Genomic DNA, 24,384 nt, shown 5'->3' with positions numbered 1-24,384 from the left:
TCGGGCCGTGAACGAGCTGCCGCACTTCTCACCCTCCTCCTCTCGGCAGCAGGCCGCGGGCTGCGTCCGACGAGGCTGGCGGCGACGGAGTCGGTTCGGCGCGCGCACGCGCCCAGGAGCGGCCAGTGGCCGCTCCAATCGAGTCCTTGAAACGCTTGCGACACAAGCGTGTTTCACGTGAAACGCCAAGGTGCTGAGGACTTGGCGGATTCCGCCACATGCGCTGGCCACGGCGTTCCCGTGCTGACTCGGTCACAAGGAAGCTTGCTCGCACCCCGGATCTTGGCGGTGGCGGACCCCGCGAGTCGAGCAGCTTGAGGCCCGAGAAAGGGAGGCACATCCTCTGTTCTGAGCCCGACTGCGGAGTCACGCCCTTCCCGCAGAACCAGGCCTCGTGGCTTCGAGCCGCAGCGGCGGGTTAGCGCGTCCGAGGGGCCACGGCGGGGTTGACTAGGGGAGACAGGATTCCCGCTCGCAACGGTAAGGAACGCATGAACAACTGGCTCCGACGGCTGGGGATGGGGGGAAGGCGGGATAAGGTGGAAGGCGATGTTGAGCGGCTCGCGACAAGGGGAGAGTTTCACGTGAAACAACCCGACGAGACCGAGGCCCCGGCATCCCTCTCGTCCGATGGTTCGCTCACGGCGTCGGCGCCCGAGTCCCCCGCAACGTCCACGGATAGCCCCGCCGAAGGTTCATCCGAGAGGTATGCCGCGGACGCCACCACGCCGGTTGACTCGCCGGCCTCGGACTCGAACGATGCGGCTCCGTATGCGGACGAGCAGGTCTCTGAAGCTGCCGCAGCCCAGGCAGATGTCGAGCCCGGTGCCGAGACGGAGCTGCGCGCGGTCGCCGATGCCGAGGCGTCGAGCGACGACGCAGCGCCGCAAGAAGCGGTCACCCCGAGCGAAGCGCTCACCGGTGATGACGCGCTCGCGTCAGACCAACCACTCCCCCCGAATGACGAACTCCCCGCCAGCGAAGACGCCGCGCCCAGCGAAGAGGCCGCGCCCAGCGAAGACGCCGCGCCCAGCGAAGACGCCGCCCCGAGTGAAGAGCAGGTGAGCGTCGCTGCCGACGCGGCCGATGTCGCCGTGACCGACGAGACTGCACTGGAGCCCGTCGATGTCGGCGACGACACCACTGACGAGGGCACCACCGCCACGCAGGAAGAGGAATCCCCCATCGCGCAGCATGCCGGTATCACGATCGCGCAAGACGAAGACGACTCGCCGATCGCGCGGGAGCTTGCCGACTTGACCGCGCGCCGGAAGGCGCTGGAGGAGGCGCGGGTCCAACTCACCGGACGTACCCGGGTGCTGACGGTCTCGAATCAGAAGGGCGGAGTCGGCAAGACGACGACCACCGTCAACCTGGCGGCTGCCCTCGCCGAACGCGGTGCTCGCGTTCTGGTGATCGACCTGGATCCGCAGGGGAACGCATCGACGGCCCTCGGCGTTCCGCACACCGCCGACATCCCGAGCGTCTACGACGTGCTCATCGACGAGTTCCCGCTCGCGGACATCATCCAGGTCAGTCCGGAGTCGCCCAACCTGCTCTGCGCGCCGAGCACCATCCACCTCGCCGGCGCCGAGATCGAGCTGGTCTCCCAAGTGGCCCGCGAGCATCGGCTGCGCGTCGCTGTCGACGAATACCTGGCGAAGCACGAGGGACAACTGGACTTCATCCTCATCGACTGCCCGCCCTCGCTCGGTCTGCTCACCATCAATGCCTTCACGGCGGCGACCGAACTGCTCATTCCGATCCAGTGCGAGTACTACGCACTCGAAGGCCTGAGCCAGCTGCTCGGAACGGTGCGGATGATCCAGAAGCACCTGAACCCCCGGCTGGAGCTGTCGACGATCATGTTGACCATGTACGACGGGCGAACCCGCCTCGCGCAGCAGGTCGCCGATGAGGTGCGCGAGCACTTCCCCAAGGAGGTGCTCGACACCATCATCCCGCGGTCGGTGCGCGTTTCCGAGGCACCGAGCTTCGGACAGTCCGTGCTCGCCTACGATGGACAGTCGGCCGGCGCCATCGCGTACCGTGAAGCGGCTGTTGAGATGATCCGGCGCGACAGCGCCTCGAACGAAAGGGGCGACTGATGGCAGCGAAGCGCACGGGGCTCGGCCGCGGAATCGGCGCATTGATCCCCACCAACGAGCAGGCTGACGACCGTCCCTCCGACGTCTTCTTCCCCCGCGCGGTCGCGGTCGACGAGGCGCCGTCGCCCGAACCGGCCGGCACCGACGTCCAGGAGAACCTCGTCGAGGTTCCCGGTGCGCGGCTCGCCCACATCGATCCGCACGAGATCGTTCCCAACCCTCGTCAGCCGCGTACCAACTTCGATCACGAGCACTTCGCCGAACTGGTGCACAGCGTCCGGGAGTTCGGTGTTCTTCAGCCGGTCGTCGTGCGGACGAACGAGAAAGGCGAGTACGAGCTCATCATGGGTGAGCGTCGTACGCGCGCTGCCCGGGAGGCGGGACTCACCTCGATCCCCGCGATCGTGCGCGATACCGCCGACGAGCACCTCCTCCGCGATGCGCTGCTCGAGAACCTTCACCGTTCCGAGCTCAATCCGCTCGAAGAGGCGTCGGCATACCAGCAGCTGCTCGAGGACTTCGGCATCACCCAGGAAGAGCTCGCGACGCGCATCGGCCGCTCGCGGCCGCAGATCAGCAACACCATCCGGCTGCTCAAGCTGCCGATGCCGGTGCAGCAGCGCGTGGCCGCCGGTGTGCTGACCGCCGGCCACGCCCGCGCGATCCTCTCGCTCGAGGACGCCACGGCCATGCAGCGCCTCGCCGACAAGATCGTCAACGAGGACCTCTCTGTGCGTGCGGCGGAGGCCGCGGCGAAGCTTCCGGATGCCTCGCCCACGCGCGCGGCGAAGCCACAGGCCGGTTCGCGCCGGGCGCACCTCGACGAGGTGGCCGAGCGACTCGGCGATCGTCTGAACACTCGCGTGAAGATCTCGCTGACAGCTAGAAAAGGCCAGGTCGCGATTGATTTCGCGAGTATTGAGGATCTCAACCGGATTCTCGGCGAACTGGGCGAGACGGGGTACGGCCCAGCGTGACGCCGGGTTAAGTGGGATCCGGTGCCGAGGAGGCTGCGCGCGCCGCGCGACGTCGGAGCAGGGCCGTCTCGGCGTCGTTGCCCGGAAGTCCGGCGGCCTCGAGGAACGCGGCGGCTGCGGCATCCGTCTCTCCCAGGCGCTCGAGCAGCTCGCCGCGCACGGCGGGCAGCGGCCGGAACCCGGCCAGCTCGTCGGCGAGTGCGTCCACCTCTGCGAGGGCCTGCTCAGGACCGGCGGTCATCGACAGGGCCACCGCGCGGTTGAGTCGCACCACGGGCGACGGCGCGAGGGTGTAGAGGGCGTCGTAGAGCCGGAGGATGCGGTCCCAGTCCGTCGCGGTGAACGCGGGGGCCACGGCGTGACACTGGGCGATCGCCGCCTGCAGTCCGTAGTAGCCGACCCCTCGGCCGCGGGTCTGGGCGGTGCGCATCGCCGCTTCCGGCGCAGCGGCCGTGCCGGCGCCATCGCCGAAAGGGGGCGCGGGGAGTGCTCTCGTCATCGCTTCGTTGCCGCGGGCGATGGCTGAGCGATCCCAGCGACGCCGATCCTGTTCTTCGAGCGTCAGCGGCATGCCGTCCGCGTCGATGCGTGCGGAGAATCGCGACGACTGGAACTCCATCAGGGCGATGAGCGACCAGATCTCGGGCTCGTGGGGCATGAGAGCGGCGAGCTGCCTGCCGAGGCGCACCGCTTCGCGTGCCACGTCGACACGTACGAGCCCCTCCCCCTCCGTGGCGGAGTAGCCCTCCGTGAACAGGAGGTAGATCACCTGCAGCACGCTCGCGAGCCGCGCCGGCCGCTCAGAACGATCGGGCACCTCGAAAGCCACACCCTCGTCGGCGAGTGCGCGCTTGGCGCGGACGATCCGCTGCTGCACCGTCGGCACCGTCATGAGCAGCGCGCGCGCGATCTGCTCGGTGGTGAGGCCCGCGACCGTCCGCAGGGTCAGGGCGAGCCGCGCCTGCGCGGGGAGAACGGGATGGCACGCGACGAACACCAGACGAAGGATGTCATCGTCGATGTGGTCGGGATCCGCCTGGTCGGGAACGGAATCGACAGCTTCCCGCTGGAGCGCCTCGGTCACGAAGAGCGGTTCTCGCTGCGTCAGCCGCTCGCGCCGGCGCCACCCATCGATGGCTCGCCGCTTGGCGACCGACATGAGCCACGCTCCGGGATTGTCCGGGATGCCGCCGGCCGGCCAGCTCGCGAGGGCTTCGACGAGCGCTTCCTGCGCGAGATCCTCGGCCCAGGCGAAATCGCCCGTGTGGCGTGTCAGCGCCGAGACGATGCGGGCTGACTCGTCCCGCCAGACGGCCTCCACAGCACGGCGAGCGTGTCCGTCGTCGGAGGTCATGCTCTCAGCGTAGGCGGGGTGACCCACGGTGTCGGAATCGCAACGTACCCTGGATTGGTGGCGAACGACGAGCACACCCTGCGACGGCGAGCGAGTTTGGAGCTGCTGCGCGCGGAGGCCGCAGACGAGCTCTCGGTGCTGGTGCACGAACGGCTGCGAGCCGGCGAAGATCCGTGGGAGTTCATGGATGAACTGCCGACCGTCGACGAACTCGTCGTGTATCTGCTGCGGGCTGAGAACATCGCCGCCGACGGCGGATCCCGTCCGAACGCCAGCCGCCACTATCGGGTCCTGCGTCAGATCGCTCTGGAGTACCCTCCCCTGACGAAAGCGGTGTGGTCGCTGCTGGGCGACGCCAACACGCACCGCCGGTGGGACCCGACGGTGCGCGCGGAGGCGAGCTGACGCTCCAGGTCACGAGTTGGCGGCGCGCCACTCCTGCTCCTTGGCGACCCACTCGTCGTTCTGGTCGAAGTCGCTCAGATCGTTGACGCGGCGGACCTCGAGCGCCGTTCCGGGTCCGAGCGGGCACTTGCGCGCCCAGTGCTCGGCCTCCTCGCGCGAGGACACCTCGATGATCCAGAAACCGGTGAACACCTCGCGCGCCTCGGCGAACGGTCCGTCGGTCACGGCGGGTGGAACGGAATCAAAGTCGACGCGGAAGCCCTCCGCGGCATCCGACAGGCCCTCGGCACTGAGGAAGACGCCCGCCTTCTGCAGCTCTTCGTTGTAGGCGCCCATGGCGGCGAACGCTTCCGCCATGTCGAACGTCTCGGGGTCGAACGCCGCTGCCGCCTCGGCACCGACCTGCATGATGAGCATGTAACGCATGACGTTTCCCTTCGTCGGGGCTGGGCCCGGTTTCGAGGCCCGAGTGGCCCCTTCACTCTGTGCGTCGAACAAGCCTCGCCGAAATCGACACCGGAGGACAAGTAATTTCCTGGGACTGGGATGCCTTGACCGGCATACGTCAAGAAAACCAGATGAGAAGCAGAAAACCCCGCCGGCAGAGCCGGCGGGGTTTCTGAAGTCGACTTCGGTCTCAGCCGATGTAGGCGGCGAGATCCTTCTCGAGCGCGAACTTCGGCTTGGCGCCGATGATGGTCGTCTCGACGGCGCCCTTGTTGAACACCTTCATCGCGGGGATCGACGTGATCTGGTACTTCATCGCGAGGTCGGGGTTCTCATCCACGTTGAGCTTGAGGATGGTGAGCTTGTCGGGGTGCTCGGCCTGGATCTGGTCGAGGACCGGCGAGACCATGCGACACGGTCCGCACCACTCGGCCCAGAAGTCCACGAGCACCGGCCCCTCGGCCTGGAGCACGTCCTGCTCGAACGTGGCGGAGGTCGTCGCCTTGGCGGTCATCTGATTTCTCCTTCGGTGGAAGTCTTTCGTTGTGTCAAACAGCGCCGGTCGCGCGATTGTTCCCGGGCGTGTCGCCACGCCGTACCGCTCAGACCTGAGCGACCTCGGGTAAGCCGGCGATCTGGTCGCCCGCGGCGTCCGGCTCGCCCGCCTCGCCGAGACCGGCGAGGTAGTGCTCGAGGTCGAGCGCGGCGACCGTGCCACTGCCGGCGGCGGTGACCGCCTGGCGGTAGGTCGGGTCGATCACGTCACCCGCGGCGAACACACCGGGAACGGAGGTGCGCGACGAACGACCGTCCACCCACACGGTGCCCTCGGAGGTCAGGTCCAGCTTCTTGTGCACGAGGTGGGTGCGGGGGTCGTAGCCGATCGCGACGAACACGCCGTCCAGCGCGAGCTCCCGCGTGGACCCGTCGACGGTGTCCTTGAGGACGATGCCGTTCACGGCGTCCTCACCGAGGATGTCGACGACCTCGCTGTTCCAGACGAACTCGATCTTGTCGTTCTTGAAGGCGCGCTCCTGCATGATCTTCGACGCGCGCAGCTCGTCGCGACGGTGGATGACGTACACCTTGGACGCGAACTTGGTCAGGAACGTCGCCTCCTCCATCGCCGAGTCGCCGCCGCCGACGACCGCGATCACCCGCTCACGGAAGAAGAATCCATCGCACGTCGCGCAGTACGACACACCACGGCCCGACAGTCGGGACTCGCCTTCGATGCCGATCTTGCGGGGAGCGGAACCGGTCGCGAAGATGACGGCGTCTGCCTCGTGGCTGCCGCCACTGCCGAGCGTGACCTTCTTCACCGGGCCGTCGATGTCGAGCTCGACGACGTCGTCGTAGAGCACCTCGGCGCCGAACCGCTCGGCCTGCTCCTGCATCTTCGCCATCAGGTCGGGCCCCATGATCGCCTCGGGGAAACCGGGGAAGTTCTCGACCTCGGTGGTGTTCATCAGCTCACCGCCCGCCTCGACCGAGCTGGCCACGACGAGCGGGTTCAGGTTGGCCCGAGCGGCATAGATGGCCGCCGTGTAACCCGCGGGACCGGAGCCGATGATGATGACCTGACGCACGTGCGCACCTTTCCTCGTGAAGCCTTGCGAAGCGTGTCGCGACGGACGCGATGGCCTCGGATGCCTCAACACATGGTAACCGCGCGGCATTCCGCACCACGCCCCCTTGCAGGCGTGCCGGGTGGCGGGTACGCCGGGCCGGTCGCGTCGGGTCGAGTTGCGAGCGGGTCAGCGTCGGCCGGGCAGGAAGCGCCGCACGAGGCCGGTGGCGACGGAGAGCTCGGGCGCTCGGAAGATGGCGAGGATGCCGACGTAGACCGCGATCACGACGATGCCGATGATCGCCGCACCCAGGGCGCCCAGGATCTTGTCCGAGACGGCCCAGCCGTCGACTCCGCCCATGAGCTGGAACGTCAGCCAGCCGACGAGACCGGCGGGGATAGCGGCCAGGGCGAACCGACCGAGCGCCGTCAGCCACGACGCGACCTGGATGCCACCCAGTCGGCGGTGCAGCAGCCATGTCGCGACGATCACTTGGACAACGCTCGACACGGACTGCCCGAGAGCCACGGCCGCGACGAGCTGTGACATGGGGAGGATGCCGGCGTCGAAGGCCCACAGTGCTCCCCAGGCGGACGCGACAACGAGCGCGCACTGCAGGACGGTGAAGAAGAACGGCGTGCGGGTGTCGTCGTAGGCGTAGAACGTGCGTTGCACCACGAACAGCACCGCGAGGGGGATGAGCCCGACCAGGTAGCACAGCAGCACTCCGGCAGCGCCGAGGGCCTCATCCGGATCGCCCGTGAAGATTCGGGATGCCGGGACTGCCGCGACCGCCATGGCCGCCGTCGCGACGACCACGAAGAAGCCGAGCGTACGGATGCTTCGGCCGATGTCGCCGCGGACCTCTTCGTCGCGCCCGGCCTTCGCATGCTCGCTCAGCTGTGTGAAGTAGGGGGTGCCGATCGACAGCACGATGATCGAGTAGGGAAGCATGAACAGCAGCCAGGCATTCGCGGCGACGAACATTCCGGGTGCGCCGTCGGGGACGTTCGACATGACCTGTGATTGGACCAGACCGGCCAGCTGGCCGGCCACCACCATGAGGAACGTCCAGCCGGCGAGCCTGCCGATCTGGCCGAGGCCCACGCCTCGCCACCGGAAGTCTGGACGGATGTGCAGGCCGGTTCGGCGCCAGAAGACGAAGAGGATCGCCGTCTGCGCGATGATGCCGAGGGTCGCCGTGCCGCCGAGCACCGCGACCATCTCGGACGTCCAGACGGTCCCCTTCGCGGCGGGGCCGAACAGCCAGATGAAGACGAGGAAGCCCGCGATCGACACGATGTTGTTGATGATCGGCGCCCACGTGTAGGGCCCGTACACGCGGCGCGCGTTGAGGGATTCCCCCACCATGGCGAAGAGCCCGTAGAACAGGATCTGGGGGAGACACCAGTAGGCGAAAGCAGTAGCCAGTGCCTGCTGCGATGCGCTGTACTCGGGTGCGTACAGGGCGACGAGCAGCGGTGCAGCCAGAGTGGCGATGACCGTGGTGCCCAGCAGTACGACAGCCCCGAGCGTGAACAGCTTGGAGACGAACGCCCGTCCACCGTCGTCGTGTGCCGCTGCCTTGACGATCTGCGGCACCACGACGGCGCTCAGCAGCCCGGTGGAGATGATCGTGTAGATGTTGTTCGGCAACTGGTTGGCGACCGTGAAGGCATTGCCACCGGCGCTCGTCGCAGCCACGGCCGAGACCAGCACGACGGCGCGCAGGAAACCGGTGAGCCGCGAGACGATGGTGCCCGCCCCGATCATGACGCTCGCGCGCCCGATGCCGCTCAACGTCCCGGCCCGTCGCCGGGTGCGACGTCGGCTGCGGTGTCCGCGTCTTCGGTGGCTGACTGGACGGCAGGTTCATCCTGCGCAGGCGTGACGCCTTCCCCAGCCTCGTCGTGCGCCGGTGTAGCGAGCCGCTCAGGCTCGAGGTCTTCCTCAGCCTCGCCAGTGTCCGCGTCGCCGGGCGCAGCACCCGGGCCCTCATCCGGACCCGCAGCCGCGGCATCCGTTCCCCGTCGCCGGCGACGCATGCGCAGGACCGTCCGTACGATGCCGATCAGCAGCAGCGCGCCGACCAGTACGGCGAGGGCGGCGATGCCGGCGCCCTCCCAGTCGGCGTAGACGTTGATGTCGACCGACTCGGGCTGACCGATCGCGACGAAGGCGGGACTGCGCAGCTGAAGGGTCAGGGTGACCTCGCCGCGGCCCACGCGGGCCTGCACCGGCACCTCGACGCGCGTGTTGCTGGAGGGCGTCGCGACGACGGGCGTCTCGCTCTGCACGTCGAGACGGAGGTTGTCGCGCGTCGTGTAGAGCACGAGGTTCACCGGATACGGCAGATCGTTGCGCACCCAGAACCGCAGTGCGGCGCTCGAGCCGTAGAGGTCGCTCGGACTCGTGGGCAGCAGCGCGACCGAGCCGAGGGTGCCCGCGGTCTCGGCGTGGTGTTCGGCGAGTGCGGCGGACCAGGCGTCGTCGCCGATCCACGCGACGCCCAGAAGCTGCAGGATCTCCGCGCGCTCCGGCCCGGTCAACAGCGACGGCTGGTCGAGGATCGTCGCGAACCGGGCGAGCTCCCCTTCCTCGCCGAGGAGAGCGGATGCCGCATCCGCACGTTCCGGTGACGCCTCGGTCCCCGAGAGCTCGAGCTCACGCGGCTCGCTCTCTGCGATCGTGCTGAGGGTGCGGGCGGCGACGTCGGGGGCGGAGAAGGCGGTCGAGATCGCCGCACCCAACCCGACGCGCGAGCGTCCCTCGCCGCGGCCCACGGTGACCAGGAGGGGTCCGTCGGCCTCGGCCGTGGCGAAGGCGAGGTAGGCCGTCGCGGCGGTGAGGGAGGCCCCGCGGAGCCACGATTCGTCGCTCTGCGACGCGGCGTCCAGCGCAGCCGAGACGTCGCTGTCGTACACGAGCGCGTCGGCGTCGTCCACCATGCCGGTGGCCGAGACCGTGCGGCCCGCGGCGCCGGCATCCGTCGTCGCGGACGGGATGAGGGTGGCCGAGGTGGCGTCGTCGGTGGAGAGCTCGCCGAGGCGAGTCACGATCTCGGTGTCGGCCGTCCCGTCGGCGGGCCAGTAGATGCCCGGGCGGGTGGCGGGGCCGATGGCCAGGAGCGCCTCGGTGGTCGGCAGCGTGTCGGTGGGCGTCGGCGTCGGCGACGGGGTGGGTGTGCCGGGGGCAGTCGGAGCGGTGGCGGTCGGGGTGGGCGTCGTCGTCGGCGTGGGCGCGGCGAAGTCCGAGGGCGACATGTAAGAGAGGAAGGACGTCGGCTGGAGCGGCTGCGCCAGGCCGGCCTCCAGCTGGGTTGTGACGTCCGCATCGCCGAACTGCAGGGCGAAGCGCGAGTTCTGGATCCCCTCGAGTCGCGCGAGCCAGTCGAGGGCGGACTCCGGCGCCGACGTGCCGAGCACCCGGATCGCCGCGGGCACGGCCGGGTCGACCGCGAGGATCGACGGGGTGCCCGTCACGGAATCGAGCTGGTTGGTCAGGTCGCCGTCGGGCGCGGTCAGCTCGGCGAGCTCGTCCGCGGTGAGCAGCCCCTCGCCCTGCGCGCGGGCCGTGATCGGCACGATCACGCCGATCCAGACATCCGTCGCGTCCTCCGGCGGCACGATCATCGCGCTCGTCGCCGTCACCGTGCCGTCGTCGCCCGGATACGACACGGCGAGCGGATAGACGCCGGGTGCGCGCGCCGCGAGCGCCGGATCGTCGGCTGCGACGCTCATGCCGCGGCGCTCGAACGACCCCGGCTGCACCGCGTTCAAGGTCTCGGACGCGATGGGCTCGAGTGCGGGCGACGTGTCGGTGCCGTCCAGCCATTCGCCGAGCGCATCGCGATCGGCGAGGGCGGTGCGCCCGAGAGACAGCGTCGCCGTTGATGGAGGAAGGGGGGCGGCGGTGCCGTTCTGCAGGGTGACCGTCACGCTCAGCGCATCACCGGGGCGGACGATGCCGTCGCCGAGCGGCGACAGCGTCAAGACCGTGGTGCCGGCGGGGATCGTCGAGGTCGGGGTGGGCGTGGGCTCGGGGCTCGCCGCCATCGCGGCGCCCGGCATCAGCAGTGCTGCGAACACCGCGACCGTCGCGGCGGCGGCGGTCACGAAGCGCCGGGCGCGGCGCGCGGGACGCTGCAGGGCTCGCGGTGGGGTCACGATCATCCTGTCGGGGGGTTCGCTCCTGTGCGATGGCCTGACCGCACGATCGAGTGCGATTCTACGGTCCACGCCTTCGAGCCCGCCCGACGCCGGGCCGCGTGTGGGACGGTCGGCGCGTCCGTGGGCGACGGTCGGTGCGTCCGTGGGCAACGCGTGCGGCGCGGCGCGGTTGAATGGACGCGTGCTCCCCGAACCGGATCCCGCCCTGTGCCGTGACCTCGCCGACGACCTCCGTGACGCCGGATTCACGGCGGAGGCGCTCCGCGACGCGTGGGGCGTCGCCGCGGATGACGCCATCGCCCGCGGGCTCAGGTCGCCGGCGGCGCGCGCGCTCGGCGATCGCGGCGACGCGCTCGCCGTGCTGGGCAGACTTCTCGTGCTCGGGATGCCGCAGGCCGCGGCATCCGTCGATCAGGCGCTCGTCCGCACCGGCGCGGAGGGACTCGCGCACCTCGGTCTGGCGACCCCCGCCGGGAGCAGTGTGCAGCCCCTCGCGGTGGTGCGTCCGCAGTCGTACGCCGACGCCTCCGGAACCGGACAGTGGTGGATCGCGAGCGACCTGGACGAGGCGGCTCTGGGCGGTCCGCTGCCCGAGGATCACGTGCTCGGGGTCGGCGGCGCGTCGCTGACACTCGCGGGCCTGCAGCTGCCGACGCCGGCGGTCCGAGGGCTCGACATCGGCGCGGGATGCGGCATCCAGGCGCTCCGCGCCCGCGCGCAGGTGGGGCATGTCGTGGCGACCGACATCTCGCGGCGGGCGCTGGGCTTCACCCGGCTGAACGCGCTGCTCAACGGTGTCGACGGCATAGAGGTGCGGCTCGGCAGTCTGTTCGAACCGGTCGCCGGTGAGCAGTTCGACCGGATCGTGTCGAACCCGCCGTTCGTCATCACGCCGCGCGTCGCCGGCGTGCCCGCCTACGAGTACCGCGACGGGGGCATGGTCGGCGACGACCTCGTGGCCGCCTTCGTCACCGGCGTGGGCGCGCATCTCGCGCCCGGCGGCGTGGCGCAGCTCCTCGGCAACTGGGAGACGCGCAACGGCGTGCCGGGCCTCGAGCGCGTGCGTGAGTGGGTCGCATCGTCGGCCGTGCTGCTGGACGCCTGGGTCGTGGAGCGTGAGAGTCTCGACCCGCTCTCGTACGCCGAGCTGTGGGTGCGCGACGGCGGGACCCTGCCCGGCTCTCCCGGCTTCGCACGCCTCGCCGATGCGTGGCTCGACGACTTCGCGGCGCGCGGGGTGACCGAGGTCGGCTTCGGCTACCTGCTGCTTCGGCGTCCGCTCGAGGGCTCGCCGACGCTATCGCGCTACGAATCGCTCCACACCGCGCTCGCCGGGGACAGCCTCGGCGCCCACCTGGCAGCGGCCCTCGACGCCCACGATCGCCTGGCGGGGGTCGATGACGCCGGGCTTGCGGCATCCGTCCTGGTCGTCGCACCCGATGTCACCGAGGCGCGCCACCACCTGCCCGGAGCCGAGGACCCGACGATCATCGAGCTGCGGCAGGGCGGCGGATTCGGGCGGTCCCTCTCCGTCGACCCCGCGCTGGCCGCCCTCGTCGGCGCGTGCGACGGCGATCTGCCCGTTGGCGTGCTCGTCGACGCGATCGCCGAGCTGCTCGACGTCGGCGCCGCGGCCCTCCGCGCCGATCTGTTCCCCCGCATCCGAGAGCTGGCTTTCACCGGATTCCTGCGGCTCCCGGAGTGATCCGAGGGCCAGGCACGCTCAGCGGCCTCGGTAGGCTGGAACCCATGCTCAACATGGCCGAGGGCGTTGCGCGCCTCGGCGCGCTCGCCGAGTCTCCCGTCGTCGCGACGCTCGCACGTGCCTTCGCCGACGCCGGCTTCGACCTCGCGATCGTGGGGGGTCCGGTCCGCGACGCGCTCCTGGGTCGCCGCACGAACGACCTCGACTTCACGACGAATGCCCGCCCCGACGACATCCTCCGGATCGTGAAGCCGATCTCGAGCGCGCAGTGGGACATCGGCCGTGCGTTCGGGACGATCGGGGCCCGCGTCCGCGGCGAGCAGGTCGAGATCACGACCTACCGGGCCGACAGCTACGACGGCGTCACGCGCAAGCCGACGGTCGAGTTCGGCGACACCATCGAGGGCGACCTGGTGCGCCGCGACTTCACCGTCAACGCGATGGCGCTGCGGGTACCGGGGCAGACGCTGGTCGACCCCACCGGCGGTGTCGAGGACCTGCTTCACGGCATCCTCCGCACTCCCACCGACCCGGCAGTCAGCTTCGGTGACGATCCGCTGCGCATGCTGCGAGCCGCCCGCTTCGCATCCCAGCTCGGCTTCGCCGTCGAGCCGGCGACCGAGGCGGCCATGGCCGAACTGCGTCGCACGCTCGAGATCGTGAGCCCGGAGCGCATCCAGGCCGAACTCGTCAAGCTGCTGTCGACGGACGACCCGGTGCGCGGCATCCGTCTGCTCGTCGAGACGGGCCTGATGGCCGAGTTCCTCCCGGAGATCCCCGCGCTGCAGCTGGAGGTCGACGAGCACCATCACCACAAGGACGTCTACGAGCACTCCCTGACGGTGCTGCGTCAGGCGATAGATCTCGAGAAGGCACGCAATCCCGGTGCCCGGCCCGACGTGCCGCTGCGGCTCGCCGCGCTGATGCACGACATCGGCAAGCCCGCGACGAGGCGCCTCGAGCCGGGCGGCGGCGTGACGTTCTACCACCACGACATCAAAGGGGCGCGCCTGGCGCGCAAGCGGCTGCAGGAACTGCGTTTCGACAGCGCCACCATCGCGAGCGTGACGCGGCTCATCGAGCTGCATCTGCGCTTCTTCGGGTACTCCGAGGGCGCCTGGACCGATTCGGCGGTGCGCCGGTACGTGCGGGATGCCGACGCCGAGCTCGATCGCCTGCATATCCTCACCCGGGCCGACGTGACGACCCGCAACGTCAAGAAGGCGACGCGCCTCGCCCGCGCCTACGACGACATCGAACGGCGCATCACCGAGCTCGCCGCCCAGGAGGAGCTCGACGCCATGCGCCCGGAGCTCGACGGCAACCGCATCCAGCAGGTGCTCGGCATCCCGCCCGGCCGCGAGGTCGGCGAGGCCTACCGGTTCCTCCTCGACCTGCGCCTCGACGAGGGCGTCATGGGCACGGATGCCGCGGAGCAGCGCCTGCGCGAGTGGTGGGCCGCCCGCTCCTGAGCCCCACCGCGATTCCGCGACGGGTGAGTGACGTCAGCGCGACAGTGCGCTGAGGTGCGATGCGACGCGCTCCGCGAACGCGGGGCAGCCGGCCGCGGCGAGGGCGGCGGCGAGCGGCTCGGCAGCGCGTTCACGCGCCACGCCGCGCACGGCGTCAGGCGTGGCGTCGTCCGCGAGGCAGAGGAAGTCGTCGGGGGTGTATATCTCGAACGGCAGGCCGTCGCCGTCCTCGCCGGGGACGGCGCTCGCCGAGAGCAGCACGTGCGCACCGGTGGTCCGGGCGTCCGCGACGGCACGTCCGTCCTGCCGGCTGAGGACGCCGGGCTCGGCATCCGCGTCCGCACCGCCCAGGACCTCGTCGAGGGTGGTCGTGACCAGGGCGAGGCGTCGCGGGATCGCTGCCTCTCGCGCGGCCGGATCCCGGCTCTGCCAGAGCCGCACGGCATCGGCGACGACGGCCGGCGAGGAGTGGAGCTGGAACGCGTCAGTCTCGTCGCGCAGCAGCGCCAGCCAGTCGTACGGGGTGCGCGAGGCGAGGACGTCGGCGTCGACGAACACACGTTGCAGCACCAGGTCAGGCTACTCGCCGCCGGCTATCTATCCGCTCCGAATTCGTCGTCCAGCTCGCGCAGCGCCTCGAGAGCCGCGCGCCGCTCCTGCGCACGCCGTCTGCGCAGCGCCAGCACATCGCCGGTCCGCAGTCGTGTGTGGGTGCCGACCTGCCGGGAGGGCAGCTCACCGTTGCGCACCATCTTCATCAGCGTGGGCCGCGAGACGCCGACGAGCTCAGCTGCGACGGTGGTGGTCAGCTCCTCCGGCAGCGCGGCGACGGCGAAGTGGCCGCGCCCGAGCCCGCGGAGCACCTGGAAAAGGAAGCTGCTGAGCTCCGCCGAGATCGCCGTCGTCGAGCCGTCGTCGGTCGTCAGCGAGAAGTGCGGCGGGCCCGGGCCATCCGCACGCCGCACCACGTCGGCGGCCTGCTCGCGCAGGCTCTCCTCGACGAAGACTGTCCCGTTGGTCAACACCACGGTCATAAGGCCCCCCGACCCGTGACGCGCCACCATACCGGCGCTGTACGCCGCCATAGTATCCGGTTGCACTTGCACGTGCGTGCTTTGCAGATACATCTGTAACGCGCTAGCGTCGGCCGATATCGACGGACCGATGGATGGGACACGACACTGGTGGATGCGGTAGCGCTCAAGCGGACCTGGGCTCAGGTCGCGGCACACGGGGACGCGGTACCCGGGTACTTCTACGCGCACCTCTTCCTCGCCCACCCCGAGACGCGTGATCTCTTCCCGGTCGCGATGGCGGCGCAGCGAGACCGGCTCGTCAAAGCGCTCGGTCACATGGTGAGCAACGTCGACCGCGTCGGCGACGTCGTCGGCTATATCGAGGACCTCGGCCGCGACCACCGCAAGTTCGGCACCATCGCCGGCCACTATCCCGCCGTGGGCGCGTCGCTGCTCGCGACGCTCAAGCACTTCCTCGGTGCCGCATGGACCCCTGAGCTCGCGGCCGACTGGGCCGAGGCCTACGGCCTGATCGCCACCACCATGATCACGGCGGCGGAGGCGGTCGAATCCGAGCCTGCGACCTGGTCCGGCGAGGTGGTCGCGACCGAGCGGCGGGGGATGGATGTCGGGACCGTCACGATCCGGCCCGACAACAGGTACCGCTTCCAGGCGGGTCAGTCCCTCGCGATGGAGATCCCGCAGCGCCCGCGGCAGTGGCGCTACCTCTCGCCGACGCACGCGCCGCGTGCCGACGGCACGATGACCTTCCACGTCCAGCTGGTCGCCGGCGGCCAGGTCAGCGGAGCGCTGCTGCGCGACGTGAAACCGGGCGACCGGGTGCGGCTCGGCCCGCCCATCGGCGAGCTGCTGACCCTGCGCTTCGACAGCGAGTGGCCCGACCTGCTGCTGATCGCCGGCGGTACGGGCCTCGCGCCACTGCTCGCGGTGCTCGACCAGGTCGCCGGCCGCCACGCCGCGAGGGGCAGCGGGCCCCGTGTCGCGCTGTACCACGGGGCGCGGCATCCGTGGGGTTTCTATGCGAAGCCCGAACTCGATCGCTACGCCGACGCATCGTGGCTCGACGTCACCTACGCGGTGTCGGACGACCCGTCGTTCCCGGGTCGCCGCGGACTGATCGGCGACATCGCCGCCGCAGACGGGCCGTGGGACGACCGCCTGGCGATGGTCTGCGGCTCACCGCGCATGGTCGACCACACGACCGCCGTCCTGCGCCGGGCAGGGTTCGACGAGCACAGCATCCGCAGCGAGAAGTACGAAGACCCGTTCACCCAGCAACCCCGCACCACCGGCGATCCGGCAGCCTCCCCCGAACTCGTTCAGCCGGGCATCGCGCGGGGAATCCAGTAGAGGGCAGAAGCGAAAATGACCGCGACCGAATCCGTATCCATCACGCCGGAGCTGCTCCGCGGAGTGTCCTTCGCGGAGGAGCGCCACGGCTACGCCCGCGCCGAGGTCCAGGAGCTGCTGGCAGCCGCGGCCGACGCCCTCGAGGTCGCCTGGCGCGACAATGAGGCGCTGACCGCCAGCGGCGTGACCACCGAAGAGGGCGAGATCTCGAGCCGCGCGGTGCTGCTGCTGAGCAGCGCCCAGCGCATCGCCGACGATGCCGTCGCCGAGGCGGAGTCGTACGCCAAGGACCTCATCGAGACGGCGCGCAAGCAGTACCGCGAGATCATCGAGCGGGCGCAGCACGTCGCCCACTCGATCGAGAAGCAGGCTGCGGCCCACCCGGGAGCGATCGCTGAGGCCGCTGCCGCACAGCCGGAGCAGGTCGCGGCGCCCGCGGTCGGTGCTCGGCCGGCAGAGCCCTGGGCCGACAGGTCGCCGTCGTCCGCGTTCGCCACCGACGATCTCGCGGCCGCCGGGCCGGCATCGCCGGACGACGTCGTGCGTGCCCGCCAGTTCGCCCGCATGGCCACCGCCCAGGTGCACTCGCTGCTCGAGTCGATCGAACGGGAGCTCGGCCGACTGGGTGCGACCCCCGCGCAGACACCGACGCAGACCTCCGCGCAGTCCTCGGCGCAGCCTTCCGCCTCGCCGGCACCCGCGCTGCCGCCCGTCCCCCCGGCACCTGCCGCGCCGCCTTCCCCGGACCAGCCCGCCGCAGACGATCAGCCCTCGAACGATCGCCCGTGGCGACGCGGCAGCGCCGGACGCTGATCCTCTCCGCCGATACCAGCCCTGCCGAACCCTCACGATCGGAGCACCCGCATGACCGACACCACCGAAGCCACCCTGTACCAGCGCTTGGGCGAGGGCGACGGCATCGCCGCCGTCGTCGACAACATGTACCGGCTCATCCTGGGCGATGAGACGCTCGCGCCGTACTTCGCCGGCACGCGCATGGTCGACCAGAAGCGCCACATGGCTCTCTTCCTGGCCGCCGCCGCCGGTGGCCCCGACGGCTACAAGGGCCTCGACATGAAGGCGGCACACGCCGGGCGCGGCATCACCGACGCAGACTTCGACCGCGTGATCGGACACGCGGCCGCGGCACTCGCCGACGCGGGCGTCGACGAGGAGACGATCGGCCAGGTCGCCGGTGCGCTGATGCCGCTCCGCCCAGAGGTCACCACGGCCGGCTGAACGGCGGGGAAGCCGGACGCCTCGTCGCGATCGCACATCGCCGTGGTATTGCTAGCTAAACTAGGAATATCGGCGTAGCCTTCTGCTAGCAGCAAGACGTGCTGTCGCGGACGCGGCCGAGGCGCGTCTTCACACCCGGGCGAACGTTCTGCAAGATCAGCACCTTCTGTCGGGCTGGCCGATCAGGCCGTCGCGTGACGGAGGGGTCCGGCGCGAGGGCCTGATCGGCCCATCCGAGCCGGTGGCGGCTCGTCCACGCGGCTCGATGGTGCCGTTCGGGCTGCCGACCCGGCGCTCCGGATCGCCGAGACCGGGGATCTCCGCCGAAACGCAGGACGAGGCCCCCGGTTTCGGCGACATTCCCCGGTTTCGGCGACGACTCCGGTCTCAGCGACAGCGAGGGAGGCGACGAGCGGATGCCGGCGGCCGGTGCCGTCCTACAGCCAGCCGTTCTCTTCCGCGATGCGGGCGGCGTCGGCGCGGTTGCGGCCCTCCGTCTTGCCGATGGCGCTCGACAGGTGGTTGCGCACCGTGCCCTCCGACAGGTGCAGCATGCGGGCGATGTCGGCGATCGAGCCGCCGGTCCGGGCCGCGGCCAGCACGTCGGTCTCACGCTCGGTGAGGGGCGACGCGCCCTGGGCGAGCGAGTCGGCCGCCAGAGCCGGGTCGACGACCCGCAAGCCCTGCGCGACGCGGCGGACGGCGTCGGCGAGCTGGGCGGCCGGCGTGTCTTTGACGACGAAGCCCGACGCGCCGGACCGCATGGCGCGGGCGAGGTACCCCGGTCGCCCGAAGGTCGTGACGATCAGCACCCGGCAGGCGGGACAGGCGGCGCGCAGTGCGGCCGCCGCGGCGATGCCGTCCATCCCCGGCATCTCGATGTCGAGCAGGGCGACGTCGGCTGCGGCAGCCTGGGCGGCCGCCACGACCTCGTCACCGCGGCCGACCTCGGCGACCACCTCGATGTCCGGCTCCAGCCCGAGCAGGGCCGAGAGCGCTCCGCGCACCAGCGCCTGGTCGTCGGCGATGAGCAGGCGGATCACAGCGTCACCTCCAGGCGGAAGCCCCCGAGGTCGCTGCGGCCGACGGAGACCCGTCCGCCGGCGGCATCCACTCGCTCCCGGAGCCCGGCGAGACCCGTTCCGCCCGTCCCGCCGGCGTCCTGCTCGCTCGGGACGAGCGGACCGACGCCGTCGTCCTCCACGACGATCCGGCGTGGCTCGAGCCGGATGCGGCAGCGGTGCGCCTTCGCGTGCCGCACGACGTTCGTCACGCCTTCGCGCACGACCCAGCCGGCGAGCTCCCGATGCTCGGGCGCGACGGCATCGGTGGTCGCCGGCGCATTCAGCTCGATGTCGACGGCCGCGAGGGCGACGCGGGCCGCGGCCAGTTCGCCGGTGATGCTCACGCCTCGAAAGCCCGCGACGGTGGCGCGCACGTCGGCCAGCGCCCCGCGGGCGAGCGCCTCGACCTCGGCCAACTCGGCCTTGGCGCGCGCGGGATCGACGTCGACCAGCCGCCCGGCGAGCTCGGTCTTGACGGTGATGACGGTGAGCGAGTGCCCGAGGATGTCGTGCACGTCGCGCGCGACGCGGCCACGCTCACGCTCGGCGGCGAGGCGCTCGACCTCGCGCTGGGCCAACCGCATGCGTGCGAGCGAATCGATGGAGCGCATGAACGCGGCCATCATCAGCGAGATCGAGGCGATGATCGCGGGCACCCACAGCACGTCGGCGTTCCAGCCCACATCGATCACGTCGAACAGCAGCGCGAGCACAGCGAGGCTGAAGATCGACATCCACGTCACGCGCCAGGGCAGCAGGGCCGTCGCGATCAGCACGCCGACGTACGTCCACAGCGCGCCGATCCCCCAGCCGAGCCACGGCCACAGCGCGAATGAGAGTGCGAAGACCGCCAGGATCGGCACCGCGCGCAGCCGGAGCGGGATCGTCCAGTTGATCGGCGTCGCCACGAGGAAGGCGACCGCGTAGCCGCACAGCACCGCGATCCCGATCGCAGCCGACGCCGACGACTCGGCGGCTCCCACGATCTCGGTGCCGGCGCTGAACATCCACAGCAGTGACACGCCGCCGCCGACGTACCACCGCAGCGCGGGCATCGACCAGAGCACCGAGGGCACCGTGTATCCCTCGCCCGGGCGTCTGTCGCCGGGCCGCACCATCCACAGCGGCCCCCACGCCTGCTTGTCGGAACGCTCGCTCACTGCCTCACCTCGCCTCTCACCCTAGGACGCCGTTATCCGCTGTCGCGCTCCGCGTCGAGCCAGGGGATTCCCGTCGAGACCGGTGACGTCGCCCTCGGTCTGGCCGAAAATCCCCTGCTTCGGCGCACAGGATGCTGACGGATGCCGGCGGCCAGGGCCGCCGGCATCCGCTTCCCGTCCTCACACGCGCTTCGTGTCGCGGCGGAAGAAGAAGACGGTGCCGGCGACGAAGATGCCGAGCCACACGATCGCGTTGATGAGCGCCAGCGGAGCGAACGGGTCGCCCGTGAGCGGCTCGCGCGCGATCTCGCTGATGCCGTAGACCGGCGTGAACCTGGCGATGACCTGCATGAAGTCGGGCATCGTGCTGATCGGGTAGAAGAGGCCGCCGAGGAACGAGAGCAGCACGATCGCGAGGCTCGTGATCTGTGCGGCGTTCTCGCCGGGAACCATGTAGCCGACCATGAGTCCGAGCGTCGTGAACACGGCGCCGGCGAGCAGCCAGGCGGCGAGTCCGGTGGCGATCCACTGCACCGGCGTGAGGTCGATGCCGCTGATCGCACCGGCGAGGTACGTCGCGACGATGGCGAGCAGACCGAGGAGCATTCCGGCGATCATCTTGATCAGGACGTTCACGAGCGGGTTGAGCGGCGTGAGCCGCAGCTGGCGGCTCCAGCCCTGCGCCCTCTCCACCGCGACGGCGGCGCCGGTCTGGGTGGCCGACATCATGGCGCCGTACATCGCCATCGACACCATGATGTACGCGGCGATCGACGGCCCGCCTTGCGAGAGCGGGGTGGCGGTGAGCTGCTGATCACGCATCGGCAGACCGATGATGACGAACATCACGACCGGGAATGCGACGGTGAAGATGAGCGTGCGGCGGTTGCGGAGCTTGCGCTTGAGCTCGATGCCCAGATACGTCAGGTTGAACCCGCCGAAGGGCGGCACGCGGCGATCGAGCTGCACGCGGTCGGTGGTCGGTGTGCCGGCGGTGGATGAGGTGGCGGTGGTCATGACTTGTCCCCTTCCGAGGTGAGGGCGAGGAAGACGCTCTCGAGGTTCTGGGCGGTGATCTCGACGTCGCGCGCCGCGGTGCGGGTGAGCAGATGCCGGGCGACGGCGTCGGAGTCCTTGGTGTGGATGGCGACGCGGTCGCCCTTGGTCTCGACGTCGTCGACACCCGGAAGAGCGGCGATCGACACCGGGTCGGCGCCCGGGAGCGTGGCGTGCACGATGCGGCCCGAGACGAGGTTCTTGATCTCGGCGGTCGTGCCGTCGGCGACGATGCGGCCCCGGCTCATCAGCACGATGCGGTCGGCGTACTCGTCGGCCTCGTCGAGGTAGTGGGTCGCGAACAGCACGGTGCGGCCACGGGCGGCGTCAGCGCGGATCGCGCCCCAGAACGAGCGGCGTCCCTCGACGTCCATGCCGGTGGTCGGCTCGTCGAGTATCAGCAGGCCCGGGTCCGACAGCAGCGCCATCGCGAAACGCAGGCGCTGCTGCTGGCCGCCCGAGCACAGCCCGACCCGGCGGTCGCCGATCTCGGTGATGCCGGCGCGCTGCATCACCTCGGCGACCGGGCGGGTGTCGGCGAACAGGCTCGCGGTGAGATCGAGCGTCTCGCGGACGGTGATGTCCTTCAGCAGCCCGCCGGTCTGCAGCACCGCGCTCACCAGGCCGTGGGCGATGGCGGCGCGGGGCGACTCGCCGAACACCTGCACCGATCCGGAGTCGGGGTGCGAGAGCCCGAGCAGCATGTCGATGGTGGTCGTCTTGCCGGCGCCGTTCGGGCCGAGGAATGCGACGATCTCGCCGGGCCGCACCCGCAGTGTGACGCCGTCGACGGCGGTGACGGCGCCGAAGCCCTTGTGCAGATCGGTCGCGTCGACGGCCCAGAGCGGGGCGGCGGTCGACGTGGCCCGCGTCGCCGTCGTGGTCTGTGTGATGTCCATGTCTCCATGGTCGCGAGGCCGGGCATCGACCCCCTCACACGCGCGTCACGACGTGCCCGTGACATCCGTCATGGGTGGATGTGGGGATGCGGCCGTCCCGCGCCGACGGGCAGCCCAGGGCGACGGCATCCTTTCCTCCGGGTTTGGGGCGCACGCCGCCCGTCCGGGGCGCGCGGCGTACGCCCCGGACGGGCGCGGTGCGCCCCAAACCGAGAGTGGCCGGGGCGCACGGCGTACGCCCCGAACGGACGCGGTGCGCCCCAAACCCGGAGTGGCCAGGGTGCGGCCGGAGCGGGAACGGCGTCAGGCGCTGTCGCGGATGTCGCGTGCGAAGCCCTCGGCGTGCGCGCGCAGCGCCTCCATGCGACGGCGTCGCGCGGCAGCGACGTCGAACCCGAGGTACGCCGGTGGCATGGGGCGGCGCGCGTTGGCCGAGCACTCGAAGTTCTCGCACAACAGGGTGCCGACGGTGTCGCCGTTGCGACCGGCCTTGCCGGCACGCTTCGCGCCGAACAGTACGACGTCGTTCGGCAGGGTCACGTCCTCGCACCATGAGCACTGCGCGCGGGTGCGCGTGCGCTGCTCGGTCTGGCGCAGCAGAATGCCGACAGGGTCGTCGTCGACCGGCACCACGATGAAGCCGGCGAGCGGCTGCTTCGGGTCGCGCCAGCCGAAGTAGTCCAGATCCTGCCAGTTCACTCCGGCGAGGTCCGGGACGACGAGGGCGTTGCGCTCGCGCAGGGAGGCGTTGACGAAGGACGCGCGGATGTCCTTCTGGGTGTAGGCGTGCATGATTCGATTCCTTGTTCACAGAGGGTTCGTCGCGATGCGACGGAGAGCGGATGCCGCGGACCGATGGTCCACGGAGAGTCGGCGGCGTCGTTCCTGGTCCCAGACCGGGCGACGCGTGCGGCTACCTCCGCTCGGCGCGAACAGCGCCGAGTACCCCCTCACGCCCGTGGGGCGTCGTGATCGTCGAATGCACGCCCGACAGCATACGCTCGTGCGCCTGGGCAGACGTCGGTATCACGTGCTCTCGCCGAGACGACCCGCTGTGTGCGGGCGCGACGTGTGCCCTCGACGAGAGCACATGATCCGCGCGGCGTCGCCGGGTGGCCCCCGAACCCGCTCAGCGCAGGAGTGCGCCGCCGACCTGCACGACGATCCAGAACAGCACCACCACGCCGCCGACGACGATCGGCACCCACGGCACGCCGCGCTGCAGGCGGCGGCCCTGGGCTGCGACGCCGGGCGGTGGGCGGAGCGCATCCAGTGGGGGCGTGAACGGGACGCTCGCTGCCGCCCCGCCGGTCGCCGGCGTGGCGCCCAGACCCGCGGCGGCAGCGAGTGCCGCAGTGCTCGGGGCCGCGGCATCCGGAATCATCCTGTCGGCGGCGAGCCGCTCGTCACGCCATCGCGCCCACTGGGCGAACTTGTCGAGGAGCGCCCCAACGACCGAGAACAGCCAGGCCCACGTCTGCGGGTCGAGGGTCGAGAAATCGCGCTTGGCGTAGAGGAACAGCCAGTCGTCGACGATCTCGACGTCGAGGGCTGCCGCGTTGTCGATGAAGCGCGCCATGATGTCGGGCGTGAAGAGGTAGAGCGCGTCGCGCTCGTAGTCGGCCGGGCAGTAGAGGGAGAAGTAGCGGTCGAAGTCGCCCTCGAGGCTGAGCCGCTGGTCCTTGTCGAAGGCGAGCGGCAGGTTCGACCCGAAGAGGCCGTTGTTGCTGGTCGCGTCCAGCACGATGTGCGGCAGCGGGGTGTCGAGCTTCACCGCGACATAGCCCCAGTGGTGGGTCTGCTGGTTCTTGCCCGAACCGGTCGTGTACCGGTAGTTCGCGAACTCGACGAAGCGCGGGCGGTCGCCCCGCACGAGGTCGGTCGAGTGCCGCGAGTTGCCGAGCGAGAAGATCATGCCCGGCAGCCCGGGGTTGTCGAACCGCGGCACGTACTGCATCGCGTTGGCGCGCGCGAACCCGTCGAGGCGGTACATGCGGTCGCTGCCCGTGCGGGCGGCCCGGACGGACAGCGTGATGCCCACGGCCACGATGATGCCGATCACGAGGATCGGGGCCAACGCGAAGAGAAGCGCCATCCCGCCCCCGCCCCCGGTGCCGATCGCGCTCACGACGGCGGAGATCATGGTCGTCGCGATCGAGCCGAACACGACCAGCACGACGACCGCGATTCCCGCGAAGATCAGCACGCCGGTGAAGGGCGAGCTCTTCAGGCGACCGGTGCGGCGCAGTTCCTGCACGAAGGCGCGCGCCGCGCCCGGCGGGACTGTCTCGACGAGGGGACGCGCGTCGAACGGCAGCGACGAGGCGGCGCCGGGCGCGACAGAGGGAACGCTCACTCGACCACGCTACCT

General features: G+C 70.5%; 22 protein-coding genes. 8 read left to right on the top strand and 14 right to left on the bottom strand.

What is annotated here, in order from left to right:
• Positions 1-446: 446 nt before the first annotated feature.
• A complete protein-coding gene (locus NCG93_RS13200; RefSeq protein ID WP_194413834.1) occupies positions 447-2,108 on the top strand; it encodes an AAA family ATPase in 1,662 nt (553 codons plus the stop codon).
• Positions 2,108-3,085, top strand: a complete 978-nt coding sequence (locus tag NCG93_RS13195; RefSeq protein WP_194412195.1) for a ParB/RepB/Spo0J family partition protein — start codon at positions 2,108-2,110, stop codon at positions 3,083-3,085. The genes NCG93_RS13200 and NCG93_RS13195 overlap by 1 nt, the downstream gene beginning before the upstream one ends.
• Before the next feature lie 7 nt (positions 3,086-3,092).
• Here NCG93_RS13195 and NCG93_RS13190 read toward each other — a convergent pair whose 3' ends face one another.
• On the bottom strand, positions 3,093-4,439 hold the full coding sequence (locus NCG93_RS13190; RefSeq protein WP_194412196.1) for an RNA polymerase sigma factor: 1,347 nt from the start codon (positions 4,437-4,439) through the stop codon (positions 3,093-3,095).
• A 57-nt stretch (positions 4,440-4,496) separates the two neighbouring features.
• Here NCG93_RS13190 and NCG93_RS13185 point away from each other — a divergent pair, with 57 nt between their 5' ends.
• Complete coding sequence (locus NCG93_RS13185; RefSeq protein ID WP_372495992.1) at positions 4,497-4,844, top strand: tryptophan synthase subunit alpha; 348 nt, start codon at positions 4,497-4,499, stop codon at positions 4,842-4,844.
• Between the two features lie 9 nt (positions 4,845-4,853).
• Here NCG93_RS13185 and NCG93_RS13180 read toward each other — a convergent pair whose 3' ends face one another.
• From NCG93_RS13180 to NCG93_RS13160, 5 genes are all read right to left on the bottom strand, one after another.
• A complete protein-coding gene (locus NCG93_RS13180) occupies positions 4,854-5,270 on the bottom strand; it encodes a YciI family protein (protein WP_194412197.1) in 417 nt (138 codons plus the stop codon).
• A 211-nt stretch (positions 5,271-5,481) separates the two neighbouring features.
• Positions 5,482-5,847 (bottom strand): thioredoxin, encoded by a 366-nt coding sequence (gene trxA, locus NCG93_RS13175; protein WP_284444978.1) that lies wholly within the window; start codon positions 5,845-5,847, stop codon positions 5,482-5,484.
• Between the two features lie 46 nt (positions 5,848-5,893).
• Positions 5,894-6,880: a thioredoxin-disulfide reductase gene (gene trxB, locus NCG93_RS13170; RefSeq protein WP_194412199.1), complete on the bottom strand. Its 987-nt coding sequence runs from the start codon at positions 6,878-6,880 to the stop codon at positions 5,894-5,896.
• A 168-nt stretch (positions 6,881-7,048) separates the two neighbouring features.
• Positions 7,049-8,662 (bottom strand): murein biosynthesis integral membrane protein MurJ, encoded by a 1,614-nt coding sequence (gene murJ, locus NCG93_RS13165; RefSeq protein ID WP_194412200.1) that lies wholly within the window; start codon positions 8,660-8,662, stop codon positions 7,049-7,051.
• Positions 8,659-11,028, bottom strand: a complete 2,370-nt coding sequence (locus NCG93_RS13160; RefSeq protein WP_194412201.1) for a DUF6049 family protein — start codon at positions 11,026-11,028, stop codon at positions 8,659-8,661. The genes murJ and NCG93_RS13160 overlap by 4 nt, the downstream gene beginning before the upstream one ends.
• Positions 11,029-11,212: 184 nt before the next feature.
• Between NCG93_RS13160 and NCG93_RS13155 the strand changes: the two genes are divergently transcribed.
• Together NCG93_RS13155 and NCG93_RS13150 are read left to right on the top strand one after the other, a co-directional pair.
• On the top strand, positions 11,213-12,736 hold the full coding sequence (locus NCG93_RS13155) for a DUF7059 domain-containing protein (RefSeq protein WP_194412202.1): 1,524 nt from the start codon (positions 11,213-11,215) through the stop codon (positions 12,734-12,736).
• Positions 12,737-12,780: 44 nt separating this feature from the next.
• Positions 12,781-14,208, top strand: coding sequence for a CCA tRNA nucleotidyltransferase (locus NCG93_RS13150; RefSeq protein ID WP_194412203.1), 1,428 nt, complete (start codon positions 12,781-12,783; stop codon positions 14,206-14,208).
• A 33-nt stretch (positions 14,209-14,241) separates the two neighbouring features.
• Here the strand turns inward: NCG93_RS13150 and NCG93_RS13145 are convergent, their stop codons facing one another.
• Positions 14,242-14,778, bottom strand: a complete 537-nt coding sequence (locus NCG93_RS13145; RefSeq protein WP_194412204.1) for a hypothetical protein — start codon at positions 14,776-14,778, stop codon at positions 14,242-14,244.
• 23 nt (positions 14,779-14,801) lie between these two features.
• Positions 14,802-15,242, bottom strand: a complete 441-nt coding sequence (locus tag NCG93_RS13140) for a helix-turn-helix domain-containing protein (RefSeq protein ID WP_194412205.1) — start codon at positions 15,240-15,242, stop codon at positions 14,802-14,804.
• 150 nt (positions 15,243-15,392) lie between these two features.
• Between NCG93_RS13140 and NCG93_RS13135 the strand changes: the two genes are divergently transcribed.
• From NCG93_RS13135 to NCG93_RS13125, 3 genes are read left to right on the top strand one after another with little or no spacing between them, the layout of a single operon-like run.
• Positions 15,393-16,595, top strand: a complete 1,203-nt coding sequence (locus NCG93_RS13135) for a globin domain-containing protein (protein ID WP_194412206.1) — start codon at positions 15,393-15,395, stop codon at positions 16,593-16,595.
• A gap of 15 nt (positions 16,596-16,610) precedes the next feature.
• A complete protein-coding gene (locus NCG93_RS13130; protein WP_194412207.1) occupies positions 16,611-17,408 on the top strand; it encodes a DivIVA domain-containing protein in 798 nt (265 codons plus the stop codon).
• A gap of 51 nt (positions 17,409-17,459) precedes the next feature.
• On the top strand, positions 17,460-17,834 hold the full coding sequence (locus NCG93_RS13125; RefSeq protein ID WP_194412208.1) for a group I truncated hemoglobin: 375 nt from the start codon (positions 17,460-17,462) through the stop codon (positions 17,832-17,834).
• 437 nt (positions 17,835-18,271) lie between these two features.
• Here the strand turns inward: NCG93_RS13125 and NCG93_RS13120 are convergent, their stop codons facing one another.
• The 6 genes from NCG93_RS13120 to NCG93_RS13095 form a co-directional block, all read right to left on the bottom strand.
• A complete protein-coding gene (locus tag NCG93_RS13120; protein WP_194412209.1) occupies positions 18,272-18,877 on the bottom strand; it encodes a response regulator transcription factor in 606 nt (201 codons plus the stop codon).
• Positions 18,874-20,058 carry a sensor histidine kinase gene (locus NCG93_RS13115; RefSeq protein WP_194412210.1) on the bottom strand — a complete coding sequence of 395 codons (1,185 nt, stop codon included), beginning with the start codon at positions 20,056-20,058 and terminating at the stop codon, positions 18,874-18,876. Before NCG93_RS13115 ends, NCG93_RS13120 begins: the two co-directional genes overlap by 4 nt.
• Positions 20,059-20,238: 180 nt before the next feature.
• On the bottom strand, positions 20,239-21,075 hold the full coding sequence (locus NCG93_RS13110; RefSeq protein WP_194412211.1) for an ABC transporter permease: 837 nt from the start codon (positions 21,073-21,075) through the stop codon (positions 20,239-20,241).
• On the bottom strand, positions 21,072-22,013 hold the full coding sequence (locus NCG93_RS13105) for an ABC transporter ATP-binding protein (RefSeq protein WP_194412212.1): 942 nt from the start codon (positions 22,011-22,013) through the stop codon (positions 21,072-21,074). The genes NCG93_RS13110 and NCG93_RS13105 overlap by 4 nt, the downstream gene beginning before the upstream one ends.
• A 303-nt stretch (positions 22,014-22,316) precedes the next feature.
• Positions 22,317-22,805 carry an FBP domain-containing protein gene (locus tag NCG93_RS13100; RefSeq protein ID WP_194412213.1) on the bottom strand — a complete coding sequence of 163 codons (489 nt, stop codon included), beginning with the start codon at positions 22,803-22,805 and terminating at the stop codon, positions 22,317-22,319.
• A gap of 337 nt (positions 22,806-23,142) precedes the next feature.
• Positions 23,143-24,369 (bottom strand): hypothetical protein, encoded by a 1,227-nt coding sequence (locus NCG93_RS13095; RefSeq protein ID WP_194412214.1) that lies wholly within the window; start codon positions 24,367-24,369, stop codon positions 23,143-23,145.
• Positions 24,370-24,384 lie beyond the last annotated feature (15 nt).

Origin of the sequence: Microbacterium yannicii (genome assembly GCF_024055635.1) — a bacterium.
In the GTDB taxonomy this organism is placed as follows: Bacteria; Actinomycetota; Actinomycetes; order Actinomycetales; family Microbacteriaceae; genus Microbacterium; species Microbacterium yannicii.
The sequence above is the reverse complement of the archived record's forward strand: the minus strand, read 5'-3'. Positions and strand labels throughout refer to the sequence as shown.